This is a genomic window from Pseudomonas sp. GM74 (genome assembly GCF_000282455.1).
In the GTDB taxonomy this organism is placed as follows: domain Bacteria; phylum Pseudomonadota; class Gammaproteobacteria; order Pseudomonadales; family Pseudomonadaceae; genus Aquipseudomonas.
In genome coordinates, this window is sequence record NZ_AKJG01000083.1 from 1 (window position 1) to 15968 (window position 15968).

Annotated in this window: 12 protein-coding genes and 2 tRNA genes; 7 read left to right on the forward strand and 7 right to left on the reverse strand. The window is 60.3% G+C overall.

Annotation, left to right across the window (positions count from 1 at the left end; all coding sequences use genetic code 11):
- Positions 1-219: 219 nt before the first annotated feature.
- Both PMI34_RS11210 and PMI34_RS11205 read right to left on the reverse strand, forming a co-directional pair.
- Positions 220-296, reverse strand: a tRNA-Asp gene (locus PMI34_RS11210).
- A 19-nt stretch (positions 297-315) separates the two neighbouring features.
- A tRNA-Val gene (locus PMI34_RS11205) sits at positions 316-391 on the reverse strand.
- 159 nt (positions 392-550) lie between these two features.
- On the opposite strand from PMI34_RS11205, the gene rdgC reads away from it, so the two are divergent.
- The 3 genes from rdgC (at position 551) to sugE (ending at position 3044) form a co-directional block, all read left to right on the forward strand.
- Positions 551-1471, forward strand: coding sequence for a recombination-associated protein RdgC (gene rdgC, locus PMI34_RS11200; protein WP_007969735.1), 921 nt, complete (start codon positions 551-553; stop codon positions 1469-1471).
- Between the two features lie 174 nt (positions 1472-1645).
- Positions 1646-2611 carry a bile acid:sodium symporter family protein gene (locus PMI34_RS11195; RefSeq protein WP_008051031.1) on the forward strand — a complete coding sequence of 322 codons (966 nt, stop codon included), beginning with the start codon at positions 1646-1648 and terminating at the stop codon, positions 2609-2611.
- 118 nt (positions 2612-2729) lie between these two features.
- A complete protein-coding gene (gene sugE / locus PMI34_RS11190; RefSeq protein ID WP_007977599.1) occupies positions 2730-3044 on the forward strand; it encodes a quaternary ammonium compound efflux SMR transporter SugE in 315 nt (104 codons plus the stop codon).
- A 123-nt stretch (positions 3045-3167) separates the two neighbouring features.
- Here the strand turns inward: sugE and PMI34_RS11185 are convergent, their stop codons facing one another.
- The 3 genes from PMI34_RS11185 to PMI34_RS11175 form a co-directional block, all read right to left on the reverse strand.
- A complete protein-coding gene (locus PMI34_RS11185) occupies positions 3168-5042 on the reverse strand; it encodes an MFS transporter (RefSeq protein WP_008051032.1) in 1875 nt (624 codons plus the stop codon).
- Positions 5043-5138: 96 nt separating this feature from the next.
- A complete protein-coding gene (locus PMI34_RS11180) occupies positions 5139-6290 on the reverse strand; it encodes a TDT family transporter (RefSeq protein WP_008051033.1) in 1152 nt (383 codons plus the stop codon).
- A gap of 105 nt (positions 6291-6395) precedes the next feature.
- Entirely contained in the window at positions 6396-7586 is a 1191-nt protein-coding gene (locus tag PMI34_RS11175) for an MFS transporter (protein ID WP_008051034.1), read from the reverse strand.
- A 114-nt stretch (positions 7587-7700) separates the two neighbouring features.
- Between PMI34_RS11175 and PMI34_RS11170 the strand changes: the two genes are divergently transcribed.
- Together PMI34_RS11170 and PMI34_RS11165 are read left to right on the forward strand one after the other, a co-directional pair.
- Complete coding sequence (locus tag PMI34_RS11170) at positions 7701-8237, forward strand: TetR/AcrR family transcriptional regulator (RefSeq protein ID WP_008051041.1); 537 nt, start codon at positions 7701-7703, stop codon at positions 8235-8237.
- A 240-nt stretch (positions 8238-8477) separates the two neighbouring features.
- Positions 8478-11948, forward strand: a complete 3471-nt coding sequence (locus PMI34_RS11165; protein ID WP_008051043.1) for a hybrid sensor histidine kinase/response regulator — start codon at positions 8478-8480, stop codon at positions 11946-11948.
- 153 nt (positions 11949-12101) lie between these two features.
- Here the strand turns inward: PMI34_RS11165 and rmuC are convergent, their stop codons facing one another.
- Positions 12102-13466, reverse strand: coding sequence for a DNA recombination protein RmuC (gene rmuC / locus PMI34_RS11160; RefSeq protein WP_177318811.1), 1365 nt, complete (start codon positions 13464-13466; stop codon positions 12102-12104).
- A gap of 175 nt (positions 13467-13641) precedes the next feature.
- Complete coding sequence (locus PMI34_RS11155; RefSeq protein ID WP_079246787.1) at positions 13642-13965, reverse strand: hypothetical protein; 324 nt, start codon at positions 13963-13965, stop codon at positions 13642-13644.
- Positions 13966-14972: 1007 nt separating this feature from the next.
- On the opposite strand from PMI34_RS11155, the gene PMI34_RS11150 reads away from it, so the two are divergent.
- On the forward strand, positions 14973-15197 hold the full coding sequence (locus PMI34_RS11150; RefSeq protein WP_008051046.1) for a hypothetical protein: 225 nt from the start codon (positions 14973-14975) through the stop codon (positions 15195-15197).
- A gap of 276 nt (positions 15198-15473) precedes the next feature.
- Entirely contained in the window at positions 15474-15956 is a 483-nt protein-coding gene (locus tag PMI34_RS11145; protein ID WP_008051047.1) for a hypothetical protein, read from the forward strand.
- Positions 15957-15968: the final 12 nt, after the last annotated feature.

Genomic DNA, 15968 nt, shown 5'->3' on the forward strand with positions numbered 1-15968 from the left:
CCCAGCTGAGCTAATCACCCTTTACCTTCGTTGCGGGGCACATTATGCCACAGGTTTTTATAAAGTGTTGATTTATTTGAAGTTTTTTTCAAAAAAATCTAAAAACCGGTGAAACGATGCAACCTTCAGGAACAACATACAAACTTGGAACAGAAAAAAACCCGCGTTAGCGGGTTTTTCCGTGGTGACCTGGCGTTCAGTGTTCCAGGTTACCGAATATGGCGCAGCGGACGGGACTCGAACCCGCGACCCCCGGCGTGACAGGCCGGTATTCTAACCGACTGAACTACCGCTGCGCGTAACACTGAAAACGAATGGTGGGTGATGACGGGATCGAACCGCCGACATTCTGCTTGTAAGGCAGACGCTCTCCCAGCTGAGCTAATCACCCTTCGCTTCGGTGTGGCGCGCATTCTACGGAGCGACCCAACCTCTGGCAAGCACTTTTTAAAATAATTTTCTCAGCCCTTCCAAAGGCTTAGAGAAAGGTTGGCCTATGGCACGGCGAAGACAATAATGCCCCCCTTTGTATAAAGGAGAGACTCACCCCATGTGGTTCAAAAACCTGCTTATCTATCGCCTGACCCAAGATCTGCCTGTTGATGCCGAGGCGTTGGAAACTGCACTGGCCACCAAACTGGCGCGCCCATGTGCAAGCCAGGAGTTGACCACCTACGGTTTCGTCGCGCCGTTCGGCAAAGGCGAAGATGCGCCACTGGTACACGTCAGCGGTGACTTCCTGCTGGTGTCCGCGCGCAAGGAAGAACGTATTTTGCCGGGCAGCGTCGTGCGTGACGCGGTCAAGGAAAAGGTCGAAGAGATCGAAGCCGAGCAAATGCGCAAGGTCTATAAGAAGGAACGCGATCAGATCAAGGATGAAATCATCCAGGCCTTCCTGCCCCGCGCCTTTATCCGTCGCTCGTCGACCTTCGCCGCCATCGCGCCGAAACAGGGCCTGATCCTGGTCAACTCGGCCAGCCCGAAACGCGCCGAAGACTTGCTGTCCACCCTGCGTGAAGTGATCGGCACCCTGCCGGTGCGCCCGCTGACCGTGAAGATGTCCCCGACCGCGACCATGACCGAGTGGGTCACCACCCAGAAAGCCGCGGACGACTTCTTTGTGCTGGACGAGTGCGAACTGCGCGACACCCACGAAGACGGCGGCATTGTGCGTTGCAAACGCCAGGACCTGACCAGCGAAGAAATCCAGTTGCACCTGAGTACCGGCAAAGTAGTCACTCAACTGTCCCTGGCCTGGCAGGACAAACTGTCGTTCGTCCTCGACGACAAGATGGTGGTCAAGCGCCTGAAGTTCGAAGACCTGCTGCAAGACCAGGCGGAACAGGACGGCGGTGACGAAGCCCTGGGCCAACTGGACGCCAGCTTCACCCTGATGATGCTGACCTTCGGCGACTTCCTGCCGGCACTGGTTGAAGCGCTGGGTGGCGAAGAGACTCCGCAGGGGATCTAAAAACTTGTGATCTCAAACTGTGGGAGCGGGCTTGCCCCGGGCGGCGCTCCGACGAAGGCGGAGTGTCAGTCAGTATCTATGTCGACTGACACTCCGCCTTCGTCGGAGCGCCGCCCGGAGCAAGCCCGCTCCCACATTTGGTTTGTGGTGCTACTTAATAACAAGGATCAAGCCATGCGCGCACTGGCTGCATTGAGTCGTTTTGTCGGCAACACCTTCGCCTACTGGGTACTGATTTTCGCTGTCGTGGCGTTCCTGCAGCCGGCATGGTTCCTCGGCCTCAAAGGCGCCATTGTGCCGCTGTTGGGGCTGGTGATGTTCGGCATGGGCCTGACCCTCAAACTCGAAGACTTCGCCGAAGTCGCTCGCCATCCCTGGCGCGTGGCCCTGGGCGTGGTTGCCCATTTCGTGATCATGCCCGGCGTGGCGTGGTTACTCTGCCAGGTGTTCCACCTGCCACCGGAAATCGCCGTCGGCGTGATACTGGTCGGCTGCTGCCCAAGCGGCACCTCGTCGAACGTGATGACCTGGCTGGCCCGTGGCGACCTGGCGCTGTCGGTGGCCATCGCCGCCGTCACCACCCTCCTCGCCCCCCTGCTGACGCCGGCGCTGATCTGGCTGCTGGCCTCGGCCTGGTTGCCGGTGTCGTTCATGGAGTTGTTCTGGTCGATCCTGCAAGTGGTGCTGTTGCCGATCGTGCTGGGCGTGGTTGCCCAACGGGTACTCGGCGACAAGGTTCGCCACGCCGTGGACGTGTTGCCGCTGGTGTCGGTGGTCAGCATCGTGATCATCGTCACGGCAGTGGTGGCCGCCAGCCAGGCGAAGATTGCCGAGTCGGGCCTGTTGATCATGGCCGTGGTCATGCTGCACAACAGCTTTGGCTACCTGCTGGGTTACTTCACCGGGCGCCTGTTCAAGCTACCTCTGGCCCAGCGCAAGTCCCTGGCCCTGGAAGTCGGCATGCAGAACTCCGGGTTGGGCGCCGCGCTGGCCAGTGCACATTTCTCGCCGCTGGCGGCGGTGCCAAGTGCATTGTTCAGCGTCTGGCACAACATTTCCGGGGCATTGCTCTCCACGTATTTCCGCCGCATGAGCGAGAAACAGGATCGGGAAATGGTGGCGCAACAGGTCAGCGACTGACTGGAAAACTTGATCCCCGGGTTAATGCTGGGCACTATATTGCCCATCGCGAGGACGACCTCGCGGCTCGATCGAGTCATTAATCAGGGGACGACCCCGTCAGACGATGGAGGTCTTCATGTCCTGGATCATTCTGTTTTTCGCCGGCCTGTTCGAAGTGGGCTGGGCCGTCGGCCTCAAGTACACCGACGGTTTCACCCGCCCGCTCCCCACTGTTTTGACCGTTGCGGCCATGGCTATCAGCCTTGGCTTGCTCGGCCTTGCAATGAAGGAACTGCCGCTGGGTACGGCCTATGCGATCTGGACCGGTGTCGGCGCCGTTGGCACAGTGATCGCCGGGATCATTCTGTTTGGCGAGTCGATGGCGCTGGTGAGGCTGGCGAGTGTGGCGTTGATCATTAGCGGGTTGGTTGGGCTCAAGGTCAGCGCTTAGGCCACTGACGCCATCGCGGGCAAGCCCGCTCCCACAGGTTTCGTGTACTCCCACACATATAGAGCACACCATCAATCCTTGTGGGAGCGGGCTTGCTCGCGAAGAGGCCAGCACAGCCACCGGCTATCTAACTGCCCCGCGCAAATCCCCCACCAACGCCTGCAACTTCACCGGCTGCGCCACCTCAACCGCCACCGCCGGCCCGGCAACCAACGTCACCCGTGACCACAACCGGCGAAACAGCCCTTTATTCGGATCGCGGCTGAAGAAACTCCCCCACAACCCCTGCAAGGCCAGCGGAATCACCGGCACCGGCGTCTCTTCGAGAATCCGCGTCAATCCGCCCTTGAACTCGTTGATCTCGCCATCGGCGGTCAATTTACCCTCGGGGAAGATGCACACCAGCTCCCCGTCCTTCAAGTACCGGGCAATACGCGTGAAGGCTTGTTCATATATCTGGATGTCTTCCTGGCGCCCGGCAATCGGAATCGTCCCCGCGGTACGGAAGATGAAATTCAGCACCGGCAGGTTGTAGATCTTGTAGTACATGACAAAGCGAATCGGCCGACGCACCGCGCCGCCAATCAGCAAGGCGTCGACGAATGACACGTGGTTGCACACCAGCAACGCCGCGCCTTCATCGGGGATCAGATCCAGATTGCGGTACTCGACGCGGTACATGGAATGGCTGAGCAGCCAGATCATGAAACGCATGGTGAACTCGGGAACGATCCTGAAGATATAGGCGTTGACACCGATGTTCAGCAGCGACACCACCAGGAACAGCTGCGGAATCGACAGCTTGGCCACACTCAGCAAGACGATCGAGACAATCGCCGACACCACCATGAACAACGCATTGAGGATGTTGTTGGCGGCAATCACCCGCGCCCGTTCGTTTTCCGCGGTACGTGACTGGATCAGCGCGTACAGCGGCACGATGTAGAAACCGCCGAAGACGCCCAGGCCGAGAATGTCGAGCAACACCAGCCAGCTGTGGCCAAAACCGAGGATATCGATCCAGCCATGGCCGGTGGCGCTGTCCGGGATTCCACCGGAATGCCACCACAGCAGCAGACCGAAAACAGTCAGGCCGAACGATCCGAACGGCACCAGGCCAATCTCGACTTTGCGCCCGGAGAGTTTCTCGCATAACAGCGAACCCAATGCGATGCCGACCGAGAACACCGTCAGAATCAGCGTCACCACGGTTTCGTCGCCGTGCATCCACTCCTTGGCATAGGCCGGGATCTGCGTCAGGTAAATCGCCCCGACAAACCAGAACCACGAGTTGCCGACAATCGAGCGTGACACCGCCGGCGTTTGCCCCAGGCCCAGTTTCAACGTGGCCCAGGACTGGCTGAATATGTTCCAGTTCAGGCGCATTTGCGGCGTGGCGGCCGCCGCCCGGGGAATGCTGCGACTGGCCAGGTAACCGAGCACGGCAGTGCCGATGATCGCCACGGATACCACCGGCGCGTAATGCGCCGAAGACATCATGATCCCGGCGCCAATGGTGCCCGCGAGAATCGCGAGGAAGGTACCCATTTCCACCAGGCCATTGCCGCCTACCAGCTCATCTTCATGCAGGGCCTGCGGCAGGATCGAGTACTTCACCGGCCCGAACAGCGCCGAGTGGGTGCCCATGGCGAACAGCGCCACCAGCATCAACCACAGGTGATCGAACATGAAGCCGACGGCGCCGACCGCCATGATGGCGATTTCCCCAAGCTTGATCAGGCGGATCAACGCATCCTTGGCGAACTTTTCCCCGAATTGCCCGGCCAGGGCCGAGAACAGGAAAAACGGCAGGATAAACAGCAGCGCACACAGGTTGACCCAGATCGAGCGGTCACCTTCGATAGTCAGCTTGTACAAAATGGCGAGGATCAACGACTGCTTGAACACATTGTCGTTGAATGCCCCAAGGGACTGGGTAATGAAGAACGGCAGGAAACGCCGGGTACGCAACAAGGTGAACTGTGAGGGGTGACTCATCTTCCATGTGTCCCTGATTATGTAGAGAGTGGCCTGGATACTGTAATTGGAGTATCGAAACTCGATCCAGGCCACACCTTACCTAATCTTTGCCGGTTATTTCTTCAAACCGGCAATGCATGGCGAGACAAACAGTTCGCCACGCCAGGCGCCCAGCACCGTGCGCTTGCCGACGATCAGCCACATCACCGCCAGCAACGCCACCAGCACACAGCCAGACACACTGAAAAACGTCAGGTTCAAGGTACTGGCCAGCTTCAACGTCGCCAGAGAATAGACGCCCAACGGGAAGGTGAAGCCCCACCAGCCCAGATTGAAGGGGATGCCGGCACGCAGGTAACGCACAGTGATCAGCAACGCCATCAGCATCCACCACAGACCGAAGCCCCACAGGGTGATGCCGGCCACCAGGCCCAATCCCGCAGCAATCTCACCGACTCCCGGCAAACCGTTGGCGGCAAAAATCAGCGGTGCATCGCCGCCCAGTACCAGCATGCCCAACGCGCCGGTGCCGATCGGGCCAAGGGCCAGCCAGCTCGAGGCGGCCATGTTTTCGTGGGGCAGTTTATGCAGGGCCATGCGCAGCAACAGGATGGTCAGGATGCTGAAAGCCACCGGCAAGGAAAATGCCCAGAGTACGTAGCTGGTCACCAGCACCACCAGTTGCGAGTGAGCGTCGGCCAAATGCGGCGCCAACAGGCCACCGCTGGCGGCCGCCACTTCTGCCGCAACCACCGGCAACAACCAGACAGCGGTCATCTGGTCGATACTGTGCTCCTGGCGGGTGAACATCATGTAGGGAATCAGCACGCCGCAGGCCAGCGACATCGCTACATCCATCCACCACAGCACCTCGGCGAGGTGGATCACACCTTCGCCCCAGCGTGGCAGGCCGAAGACCAGGAAGCCATTGATGATGGTCGCCAGGCCCATGGGGATGGTACCGAAAAACATCGAGACCGTGGAGTGGCCGAAGATCCGTCGTGCTTCGTCGAAAAACAGCAGCCAACGCGCGGCGTACAACGCCGTAAACAGCAGGAACAACGCGATGTTGAACAGCCACAGGGCTTCGGCAAAGGCGTGCAAGGCAGGTGTGGCGACCGGCAATTGCGCCAGTGCCAGCGCCAGCACACCGGTGCCCATGGTGGCCGCGAACCAGTTGGGGGTGAACTGGCGGATCACTTCGCGTGGGTGCTGCAGGTGACTGAACGGTTTGAATCCGGGCTTGATGCTATTGGCGCATGTCATGGCGAACTCCTGTCCTCTCGTGAGGTAGAGCCCATGTTAGATCCGAATCGAATATCTATATAACGGGTAATATCTCTATATGTTATCTATTACATAGATATTTTATCAGGAGCTGGCCTCCCATGCCCTGCCTGAACGCGAGCGCATCAAACCTGCCAAAGCGCCAAGGGCCAGAATAATCAACACGGCGCCATAACCGTCGACGGTCACCACCAAACCGAGGGTTCGGCTCAGGTTCCCGGCCAGCAGCGATGGCAGGCAGAAAGCGAGATAGCTGAGCGCGTAGTACGTCGACACCAGCCCGGCACGCTCATGGGGCAAGGCCAGCGGCACCAGACTACGCAAGGTGCCAAGAAAACCGGAGCCGAAACCACAGCCTGCGACCAGGGTGCCAAGGAAGAACAGCGGCAGGCTGGCACTGTGCACACCCAGCAAAATCATCACGACACCCGCTGGCATCATGCTGGCGCCCAATAACAATGATTTGCCGGCGGGTCGGTTGCGCATGCTGTAAATCATCAGCGCACCGGTCAACGTCAAGGCGGCAACAGTCGCCCCGCCGATCATGTTCGAGGTCGAGCCTGTGGCCGTGCGCACCAACGAAGGCGCCAGGGAAGCGTAGAAACCGCCAAGGGCCCACAGGGCAGTATTGAGCGGCAGCACCCGCCACAAAGTGGAGCGCGCTTGCAGCGGCACATGCAGAGTCGGTCGCAATGAGGCCCAAACCCCGGCCTGCCGCGAGACGCTTTCCGGCAAGCGCCAGACATACAACGCCTGCATCACAAACAAAGCCAGCAGCAGCCAGTACGTCAGGTGCAACGGCGCCGGGGCGAACTCGGCCAACACACCGCAGCCCAACCCGCCAATGGCCATACCGGTCAACGGAGCAACGCTATTGACCAGCGGCCCCCGTTCGCGGTCGGTATCCAGTAGCGTTGCGCCCAGCACCGCGGTAGCCATGCCGGTGGCAAACCCCTGCAGGACTCGGGCACTGATCAGCCAGGTGACGCTGTCGGCGTGAATGAACAGCAGCATCGCCAGGATATTCAGCACCACCGCCGTGAAAATCACCGGTTTGCGCCCCAGGTAATCGGACAACGAACCGACGGTCAGCAACGCCACCAACAGGCTGAGGGCGTACACGCCAAAAATCAGGGTCAGGGTCGCGGCCGAAAACTGCATCTGCTCCTGATACAGGTGATACAGCGGCGTCGGCGCAGTGGAGGCCGCCAGGAAACTGAGCAAGGTAACGGCGAGAAACCACAGGCTGGCACGATTTGAATGAGAACTGGGCATGGGCGCGCTCCACAAAAGCTAACTTTTTGCTTTTGCGGAGTGTGCTACTGGATCCCTCTTAAAGCAAATTCTTTGTGTTAAGGTCCGAGGCATGGCTTTTACAGGAACCCCAGGATGACAGCTCCCACCTTACGCCCGGGCGGCCGCAGCGCGCGGGTACAAGAGTCGATTCATTCGGCCGTGCGTCAACTCCTCGAGGAGCAGGACCGCGCCAGCGTGACGGTGCCGCAAATTGCGGCGCGGGCGGGCGTCACACCGTCCACCATCTATCGACGCTGGGGCGATGTGTCGGCGCTGCTGGCCGACGTCGCCCTTGCCCGCATGCAGCCCGACAGCGAGCCGGCCAATACCGGTAGCCTTCACGGCGACGTGCGGGCCTGGGCCGAGCAGTATCTGGACGAGATGAGCTCCGAACCCGGTCGCAACATGCTGTGCGACGTGCAGGCGGCGTTGAAGCCGAGTTATTGCGCGACCATCATTGGCGGGCAACTGCAGACGATTCTGGATCGCTATCCGGATCAGCCCAAGCCCAGTGTCGATCGCCTGATCAATCTGATCGCCGCGCCGACGGTGTTTCGCATCCTGTTTGCCGAGGCGCCGCTGGAGGTTGAAGAGTTGCATCGATTGATCGAGATTGCGTTGATTCCGTAATACCGCTATTCGCGAGCAAGCCCGCTCCCACAGGTGATCGCGTTTTTCCTGAATGTGGGAGCGGGCTTGGTCCGGGCGGCGTTCCGACGAAGAGGCCTGTCCAGACACCCGAGACTCAAAGGCCAGCCCCCTGCGACACCCCGTCACGCCACGACCTTGGTCGACACTGACTAACGCTGGCGGTCGTGCGAGACTGTCTGTCCGGGCGCAAGGACCGGGTGTCTTTTGTCTGGAGTCCCCATGTCGCTGTCCACCGGGCTGATTGCCGTCGTCGCCCTGGCCTATATGGCCATCATGTTCGCCATCGCCTTCTATGGCGACCGTCGCAGCGCGCCTTTGCCGCCGCGTGTGCGCGCCTGGGTGTACAGCCTGTCGCTGGCGGTCTATTGCACCAGCTGGACATTCTTCGGCGCCGTGGGCCAGGCCGCCGAACAGCTCTGGTCGTTCCTGCCGATCTACCTCGGGCCGATCCTGTTGCTGGTCGGCGCGCCGTGGGTCCTGCAGAAAATGGTGATGATCAGCAAGCAGGAGAACATCACCTCGATCGCCGACTTCATCGCCGCACGCTATGGCAAATCCCAGTCGCTGGCGGTGGTGGTGGCGCTGATTTGCCTGGTCGGCGTGCTGCCCTATATCGCGTTGCAGCTCAAGGGCATTGTGCTCGGCGTGAACCTGCTGATCGGTGCTGGCGCCGACGCCATGGGCACCCGGGCCCAGGACACGGCGCTGATCGTATCGCTGGTGCTGGCGCTGTTTACCATCGTCTTCGGTACCCGCAACCTCGACGCCACGGAGCACCACCGTGGCATGGTGCTGGCCATTGCCTTCGAATCACTGGTCAAGCTGTTCGCGTTTCTTGCCGTCGGCGCGTTCGTGACCTACGGCCTGTACGACGGCTTCGACGACCTGTTCGACCAGGCCATGCTGGCGCCGCGTCTCGAACAGTACTGGAAGGAAACCATCAACTGGCCGTCGATGGTGGTGCAGACCGGTGTGGCAATGATGGCGATCATTTGCCTGCCACGGCAGTTCCACGTGACCGTTGTCGAGAACATCGATCCCCAGGATCTGCGCCTGGCCAAGTGGGTATTCCCGGCCTACCTCGCCCTTGCTGCCTTGTTTGTCGTGCCGATCGCCCTGGCCGGCCAGATGCTGCTGCCCAGCTCGGTGTTGCCGGACTCGTTCGTCATCAGTCTGCCCCTGGCGCAGTCGCATCCGGCGCTGGCCCTGCTGGCGTTTATCGGTGGCGCATCGGCGGCCACCGGCATGGTGATCGTGGCCAGCGTGGCGCTGTCGACCATGGTGTCCAACGACATGCTGTTGCCATGGCTGCTGCGTCGCAACAACGCCGAGCGCCCGTTCGAAGTGTTCCGCCAGTGGATGCTGTCGGTGCGCCGCGTCAGCATCGTGGTCATTCTGCTGCTGGCCTACGTCAGTTATCGTCTGCTGGGCTCGACCGCCAGCCTGGCGACAATCGGCCAGATTGCCTTCGCCGCCGTGACCCAACTGGCCCCCGCCATGCTCGGTGCGCTGTACTGGAAACAGGCCAACCGCCGCGGTGTTTTCGCCGGCCTCGCCGCAGGCACCTTCCTGTGGTTCTACACCTTGATCCTGCCGATTGCCGCCCTCAGCCTCGGCCTGTCCTTGAGCACATTCCCGGGTCTGGCATGGTTGCACAGCAATCCATTGAACCTGCCGATCACCCCGCTGACCCAGGGCGTGGTGCTGTCGCTGGCAGGCAATTTCACGCTATTCGCCTGGGTTTCGGTTCTGTCGCGCACCCGGGTTTCCGAGCACTGGCAGGCGGGCCGCTTCATCGGCCAGGAAATCAGCGCCCGCCCCAGCGCACGCTCGATGCTGGCGGTGCAGATCGACGACCTGCTGCAACTGGCGGCGCGCTTCGTCGGCGAAGAACGCGCCCGTCAAAGCTTCATCCGTTTTGCCTATCGCCAGGGCAAGGGCTTCAACCCGAACCAGAACGCCGACAGTGAATGGATCGCCCATACCGAACGCTTGCTGGCCGGTGTACTCGGAGCCTCCTCGACCCGCGCGGTGGTAAAGGCCGCCATCGAGGGCCGGGAGATGCAACTGGAGGACGTCGTGCGCATCGCCGACGAAGCCTCGGAGGTGCTGCAGTTCAACCGTGCCTTGTTGCAAGGCGCCATCGAGAACATCACCCAGGGCATCAGCGTGGTCGACCAGTCGCTGAAGCTGGTGGCCTGGAACCGTCGCTATCTGGATTTGTTCAACTACCCGGACGGCCTGATCAGAGTCGGCCGGCCGATTGCCGACATCATTCGCCACAATGCCGAGCGCGGCCTGTGTGGCCCCGGCGAAGCCGAAGTGCACGTCGCTCGCCGCCTGCACTGGATGCGTCAGGGCCGCGCGCACACCTCAGAGCGCCTGTTCCCCAATGGCCGGGTGATCGAGCTGATCGGCAACCCGATGCCGGGCGGCGGCTTCGTCATGAGTTTCACCGACATCACCGCGTTCCGCGAAGCCGAGCAAGCGCTGACCGAAGCCAACGAAGGACTGGAGCGACGGGTCACCGAACGGACCCACGAACTGTCGCAACTCAACGTTGCCCTGACCGAAGCCAAGGGCACCGCCGAGGCGGCCAACCAGTCCAAGACCCGTTTCCTCGCCGCCGTCAGCCATGACTTGATGCAGCCCTTGAATGCGGCGCGGCTGTTCTCCGCCGCCCTCTCCCATCAGGACGACGGGTTGTCCGGCGAAGCACAGAAACTGGTCGAACACCTGGACAGCTCGCTGCGCTCGGCCGAGGACTTGATCAGCGACCTGCTGGACATTTCCCGCCTGGAGAACGGCAAGATCAACCCCAATCGCCAGCCATTCGCCCTCAACGAACTGTTCGATACCCTTGGCACAGAGTTCAAGGCGCTGGCGCGAGAGCAAAAACTGGAGTTCCGGGTTCGCGCAAGCACGTTGCGGGTCGACAGCGACATCAAACTGCTGCGGCGGATCTTGCAGAACTTCCTGACCAACGCCTTCCGCTACGGCAAAGGGCCGGTGCTGCTGGGGGTTCGCCGGCACAAGGATCAACTGTGCCTGGAAGTCTGGGACCGTGGGCCAGGCATCCCGGAAGATAAACTGCAGGTGATTTTCGAAGAGTTCAAGCGCCTCGACAGCCACCAGACACGGGCCGAAAAAGGCCTCGGCCTGGGGCTCGCGATTGCCGACGGGCTATGTCGCGTGCTCGGTCATACCTTGCGCGTACGTTCCTGGTCGGGACGCGGTAGCGTGTTCAGCGTCAGCGTGCCGCTGGCTCGGGCGCAAACCGCAGCACCGGTCAAGGTCACCGAACTCAATGGCAAATTGCTCAATGGCGCGCAGGTGCTGTGCATCGACAACGAGGACAGCATCCTGATCGGCATGAACAGCCTGCTCAGCCGCTGGGGTTGCCAGGTCTGGACCGCGCGCAATCGCGAGGAATGCGCCGCGTTGCTGGGCGAAGGCATGCGCCCGCAATTGGCGCTGGTGGATTACCACCTCGATCATGGCGAGACCGGAACCGATTTGATGGCCTGGTTACGCACGCAAATGGGTGAACCGGTTCCGGGAGTGGTGATCAGCGCCGATGGCCGGCCGGAGACGGTCGACCTGGTACATGCCGCGGGGCTGGATTACCTGGCCAAACCGGTGAAACCGGCGGCGTTGCGGGCGTTGTTGAGCCGGTATTTGCCGTTGTAGTCATTCTGGCTGGTAGTGCTGCATCTGACGCCTTCGCGGGCAAGCCCGCTCCCACAGAGGATTGTGGCGAAGCACAAAAACTGTGAACTTCACTGATTCCTGTGGGAGCGGGCTTGCTCCGGGCGGCGATCCGACGAAGCTTTTGATTGAAAGCTACTCCGGTAACTCTACCAACCCATCGACATCTGTCATCGCCCGCTCCAGCAAATCCGCCGGCAGGCTCTTGCTCGCCCGCGCGCCCAGCAGCTTGAGTTGTTCACTGCGGCTGACCAGGTTGCCGCGCCCCTCTGTCAGCTTGTTTCGGGCCGAACTGTAGGCCTTGTCCAGTTGCTGCAGACGATTGCCGACCTCGTCCAGATCCTGAATGAACAGCACGAACTTGTCGTACAGCCACCCGGCCCGCTCGGCGATTTCCCGGGCATTCTGGCTCTGGCGCTCCTGCTTCCACAGGCTGTCGATCACACGCAGGGTCGCCAGCAAAGTGGTGGGGCTGACGATCACGATGTTGCGGTCAAATGCCTCCTGGAACAGCGTCGGCTCAGCCTGCAACGCAGCAGAAAACGCCGCCTCGATCGGCACGAAGAGCAACACGAAATCCAGGCTGTGCAAGCCATCGAGGCGCTTGTAATCCTTGCCGGCCAGGCCTTTGACGTGATTGCGCAACGACAGCACGTGCTGCTTGATGGCGATCTGGCCGATGGCCTCGTCCTCGGCCGCAACGTATTGCTGATAGGCCGTCAGGCTGACCTTGGAGTCGACCACCACCTGCTTGTCGCCCGGCAGATAAATGATCACGTCCGGCTGGAAGCGCTCGCCGTCCGGCCCCTTGAGATTGACCTGAGTCTGGTACTCGCGCCCCTTCTCCAGACCCGCATGCTCAAGCACGCGCTCTAGAATCAGTTCGCCCCAATTGCCCTGGGTCTTCTGCCCTTTCAAGGCGCGGGTCAGGTTGGTGGCTTCATCGCTCAAGCGCAAATTCAGCTGTTGCAGGCGCTCCAGTTCCCTGGCCAGGGAGAAACGCTCACGGGCCTCGTTCTGATAGCTTTCCTCGACACGTTTCTCGAAAGACTGGATGCGCTCCTTGAGCGGATCGAGCAATTGCCCCAGGCGCTGCTGGCTGGTTTCGGCAAAACGCTGCTCGCGCTCATCGAAAATTTTCCCCGCCAGCTCGGCAAACTGCGCGCGCAACTCGTCCCGAGAACCTTGCAGGTCGTTGAGGCGTTGCTGATGACTGTCCTGCTGCTCACGCAATTCGGCGTTGAGCGACGCGGCCTGGGCATCCAGACGGCGCAATTCGGCTTCTTTGCCGGCGCGTTCGATATTCCACGCATGGGCGGCGTCCCGGGCGTCGTCGCGCTCGATCTGCAGCAGTTCGACTTCACGACGCAGTGCAGCCAGATCGGCCTGTTTGGCGGCGTTGGCCTGGGTCAGGTCTGCCGCCTCATCGCGACTGGATTCCAGCTGGGCATTCAATCCGTCCTGCGCCAGTTGCGCCATGGCCAGGCGCTCCTGGAGCAGCGCGACATCGGCTTGCGTGCTGCTGGCCCGACGCTGCAGTTGCCAGGCCAATACAAGCAACGGCAACGCAGCCGCTGCCAGACCCAGCAATACGCTGGTCAAGTCCATTGCCATAGCCACTCCAGCCATTCAGATAAAGCCTGAAGGTTAACCAAGAGGTCCGGTCTTGGACAGCTCAGTCTTCGATCAGCCCCAGTTCCTGTTGAGCGCGGTGATCGCCTGCCCGAGCGGCCTGACGCAGCAGGTCCTGACCGATCCGGCGGTCTCGGGCATTCCCGCACTCGCGGCACATCAACTGGCCAAGGCGGCTTTGCGCAGCCACCACGCCTTCACGGGCCGGTTGCTTGAGCAAACGTCCGGCGATGTGTTTGACGTTACGGTTTTCGCCCAGATGCGGACTGTCCAACAGCCACTCCGCCACGCGCATGGAAAAGCGCTTGGTAGGGGCAACAGAGGGCGGTGTGGAAGAAGAGGAAACAGGGGCTGAGCGAAACTTCATAAAGCACTGTGGGGCAGATCAGAAGGCGCGCAACTTTACTCTCTTTTTCTTACACGTAAAGCTGAAAATATCCCGGCACGCCCGTCCTAGAGCAAGCGCTCGGGACAATCCACAGAAGCTGTGGATAACTCAGTGGACAACCGCCCTCGAACCCGCTCAAAGCCCTGTGGAATGGGGCTCGCAGTCAAACTGACGATTTTTTCACCAGTAAAAAAAAGCGATGTTTTTCATTGACTTAAATTTTGGTTACAGGCAGCCATTACGCTTGAACGTGAGATGACAGCAGGGTGACAGACCGCGCAACTAATGTGCACAAGTGCCTTTGCGATGGTTATATCGACGCCCTTTTTCGGCGCATTTTTTTGTCGTGCCTGGGGATAAGCCCTGGCAAACCCGATGTCCAGACAGCTGCGCCGCTACAAACGTCGATGACCGGTGGTCGAATTTTGTGCCGAAACAGGGCGTATCAATCCCAGGCCGTGCAGTTTTATACGCTCTTCCACAAGGCAAAACTGCCCGGCCAGGCACCGGCCGGGAAATTCTTTTCGCTATCACACTTCCCTTGGCCAGTTCAATCCGTTAGTATCTGCGGCGTTAGTACCAAGCTGAAAGTCAATTCTGGTCGAACAAATCCCCCCGGTCAGCCTTCCCGACGGAAGCCTCCACCGAACAAGCGGGATCGACCACCTCGATGGTTTCCAGGTAAATCTTGCGCCAACACGACCTTTGAATCGAAAGCAAAGGGTGTTGTTCCGCCTGCCTACTCTGCTCGAACCAACCTGCAAATTGATCAGGATCTTCACCCCGGGCCCAGAACCTTTGCCCTCGATGTGTTGCCTGCCCTCCTAAGTACCTACCTGCCAGCCCAAGCGCGCCAACTTGTCAGCGCTTCAAACTGGCTGCTTTGTTCCAGTCGGGTTCTTCGTTCGATCAATGGTGATCGACGTTACTGGAACGTTTTAACGTTGCACGGTTCTTATCCGTGTCATTTGTAGGAACACCCAATAATGTCTACTCAAATCCAGACTCAGGATGCCATTCGCACCCTAACCAACGCTTTTGCACCAATGAACTGCCTGATCATGGCCGCTCGCAAAGGCTGCTTCAGCTTCACCCTGGTCAACGAACACGGTATCGCTCGTCACAGCGAACGCCTGTACCCCGATCAATACTCCAGCGCCGAGCCGCTGCAGGCCGTGATCGAGCGTACCCGTCAGGCACTGGTTGCCTGACGCGCCAGAAAGGCTGAAAAAACCGAAAGCCCTGCCCGAAAAGCGGGGCTTTTTATTGCCCGATATTTCCTTTTCCTCGAATCACGACTAAGCACGATCCGATATAACGGTTATAACTGGTCGCTGGAAATATTTTAAAAACAGGCCTTTACAGCGCGAATATGACACTACACTTCAACTCAAGCGGCTTGACCCGCTTGCGGCGAGCCTGAGCCGATTCACCGCTGCCAAGCCCCCTTTCAGGTATCGCCGTCCATTTAAGGTTTCGAGGGTTTTATGGGTATCGCTGCCAGCGAACTGTGCCGTTATGTGATTCGTCCGACCTTGATCTACCTCGGACGTCATAGCGCTACTGCCGAATCCCTGCTGCTGGGCATTGCCGCCAGCCAGTCCGCCCTTGGTTCCGCCCTGCATGACCGCCGTGGGCACGGCCTGTACCGCATTGCCGAGCCCCGCCACCAGGCCCTATGGGACCATTACCTGGCCCTTGATCCGGAGCGTGCAAGCCTGGTCCGCGGCCTGGCCAGCCAGCATGCGTTTCTCAGTGGCCCGCACCTCGAATTGACCGTCAACCTGCGTTACGCCACAGCCATCGCCTGGCTGCTGGTGGAAGAACAGAACACCCCCCTCCCCGCCCCTGATGATCTGTTGGGCATGGCCAGGATCTGGCGCCAGACATTTCAGCCCCAAGGGCGTCTGCGTGATTTCACCAGCGCCTGGCAAACCTGTGTTTCACCCCTGAATCAGGTAGCCTGCTGACACCTCTGGATC

Bases quoted from the DNA above. Each gene is read 5' to 3' on its own strand.
- rdgC (WP_007969735.1), top strand. From the start codon at position 551: ATGTGGTTCAAAAACCTGCTTATCTATCGCCTGACCCAAGATCTGCCT.
- PMI34_RS11195 (WP_008051031.1), top strand. From the start codon at position 1,646: ATGCGCGCACTGGCTGCATTGAGTCGTTTTGTCGGCAACACCTTCGCC.
- sugE (WP_007977599.1), top strand. From the start codon at position 2,730: ATGTCCTGGATCATTCTGTTTTTCGCCGGCCTGTTCGAAGTGGGCTGG.
- PMI34_RS11185 (WP_008051032.1), bottom strand. From the start codon at position 5,042: ATGAGTCACCCCTCACAGTTCACCTTGTTGCGTACCCGGCGTTTCCTG.
- PMI34_RS11180 (WP_008051033.1), bottom strand. From the start codon at position 6,290: ATGACATGCGCCAATAGCATCAAGCCCGGATTCAAACCGTTCAGTCAC.
- PMI34_RS11175 (WP_008051034.1), bottom strand. From the start codon at position 7,586: ATGCCCAGTTCTCATTCAAATCGTGCCAGCCTGTGGTTTCTCGCCGTT.
- PMI34_RS11170 (WP_008051041.1), top strand. From the start codon at position 7,701: ATGACAGCTCCCACCTTACGCCCGGGCGGCCGCAGCGCGCGGGTACAA.
- PMI34_RS11165 (WP_008051043.1), top strand. From the start codon at position 8,478: ATGTCGCTGTCCACCGGGCTGATTGCCGTCGTCGCCCTGGCCTATATG.
- PMI34_RS11155 (WP_079246787.1), bottom strand. From the start codon at position 13,965: ATGAAGTTTCGCTCAGCCCCTGTTTCCTCTTCTTCCACACCGCCCTCT.
- PMI34_RS11150 (WP_008051046.1), top strand. From the start codon at position 14,973: ATGTCTACTCAAATCCAGACTCAGGATGCCATTCGCACCCTAACCAAC.
- PMI34_RS11145 (WP_008051047.1), top strand. From the start codon at position 15,474: ATGGGTATCGCTGCCAGCGAACTGTGCCGTTATGTGATTCGTCCGACC.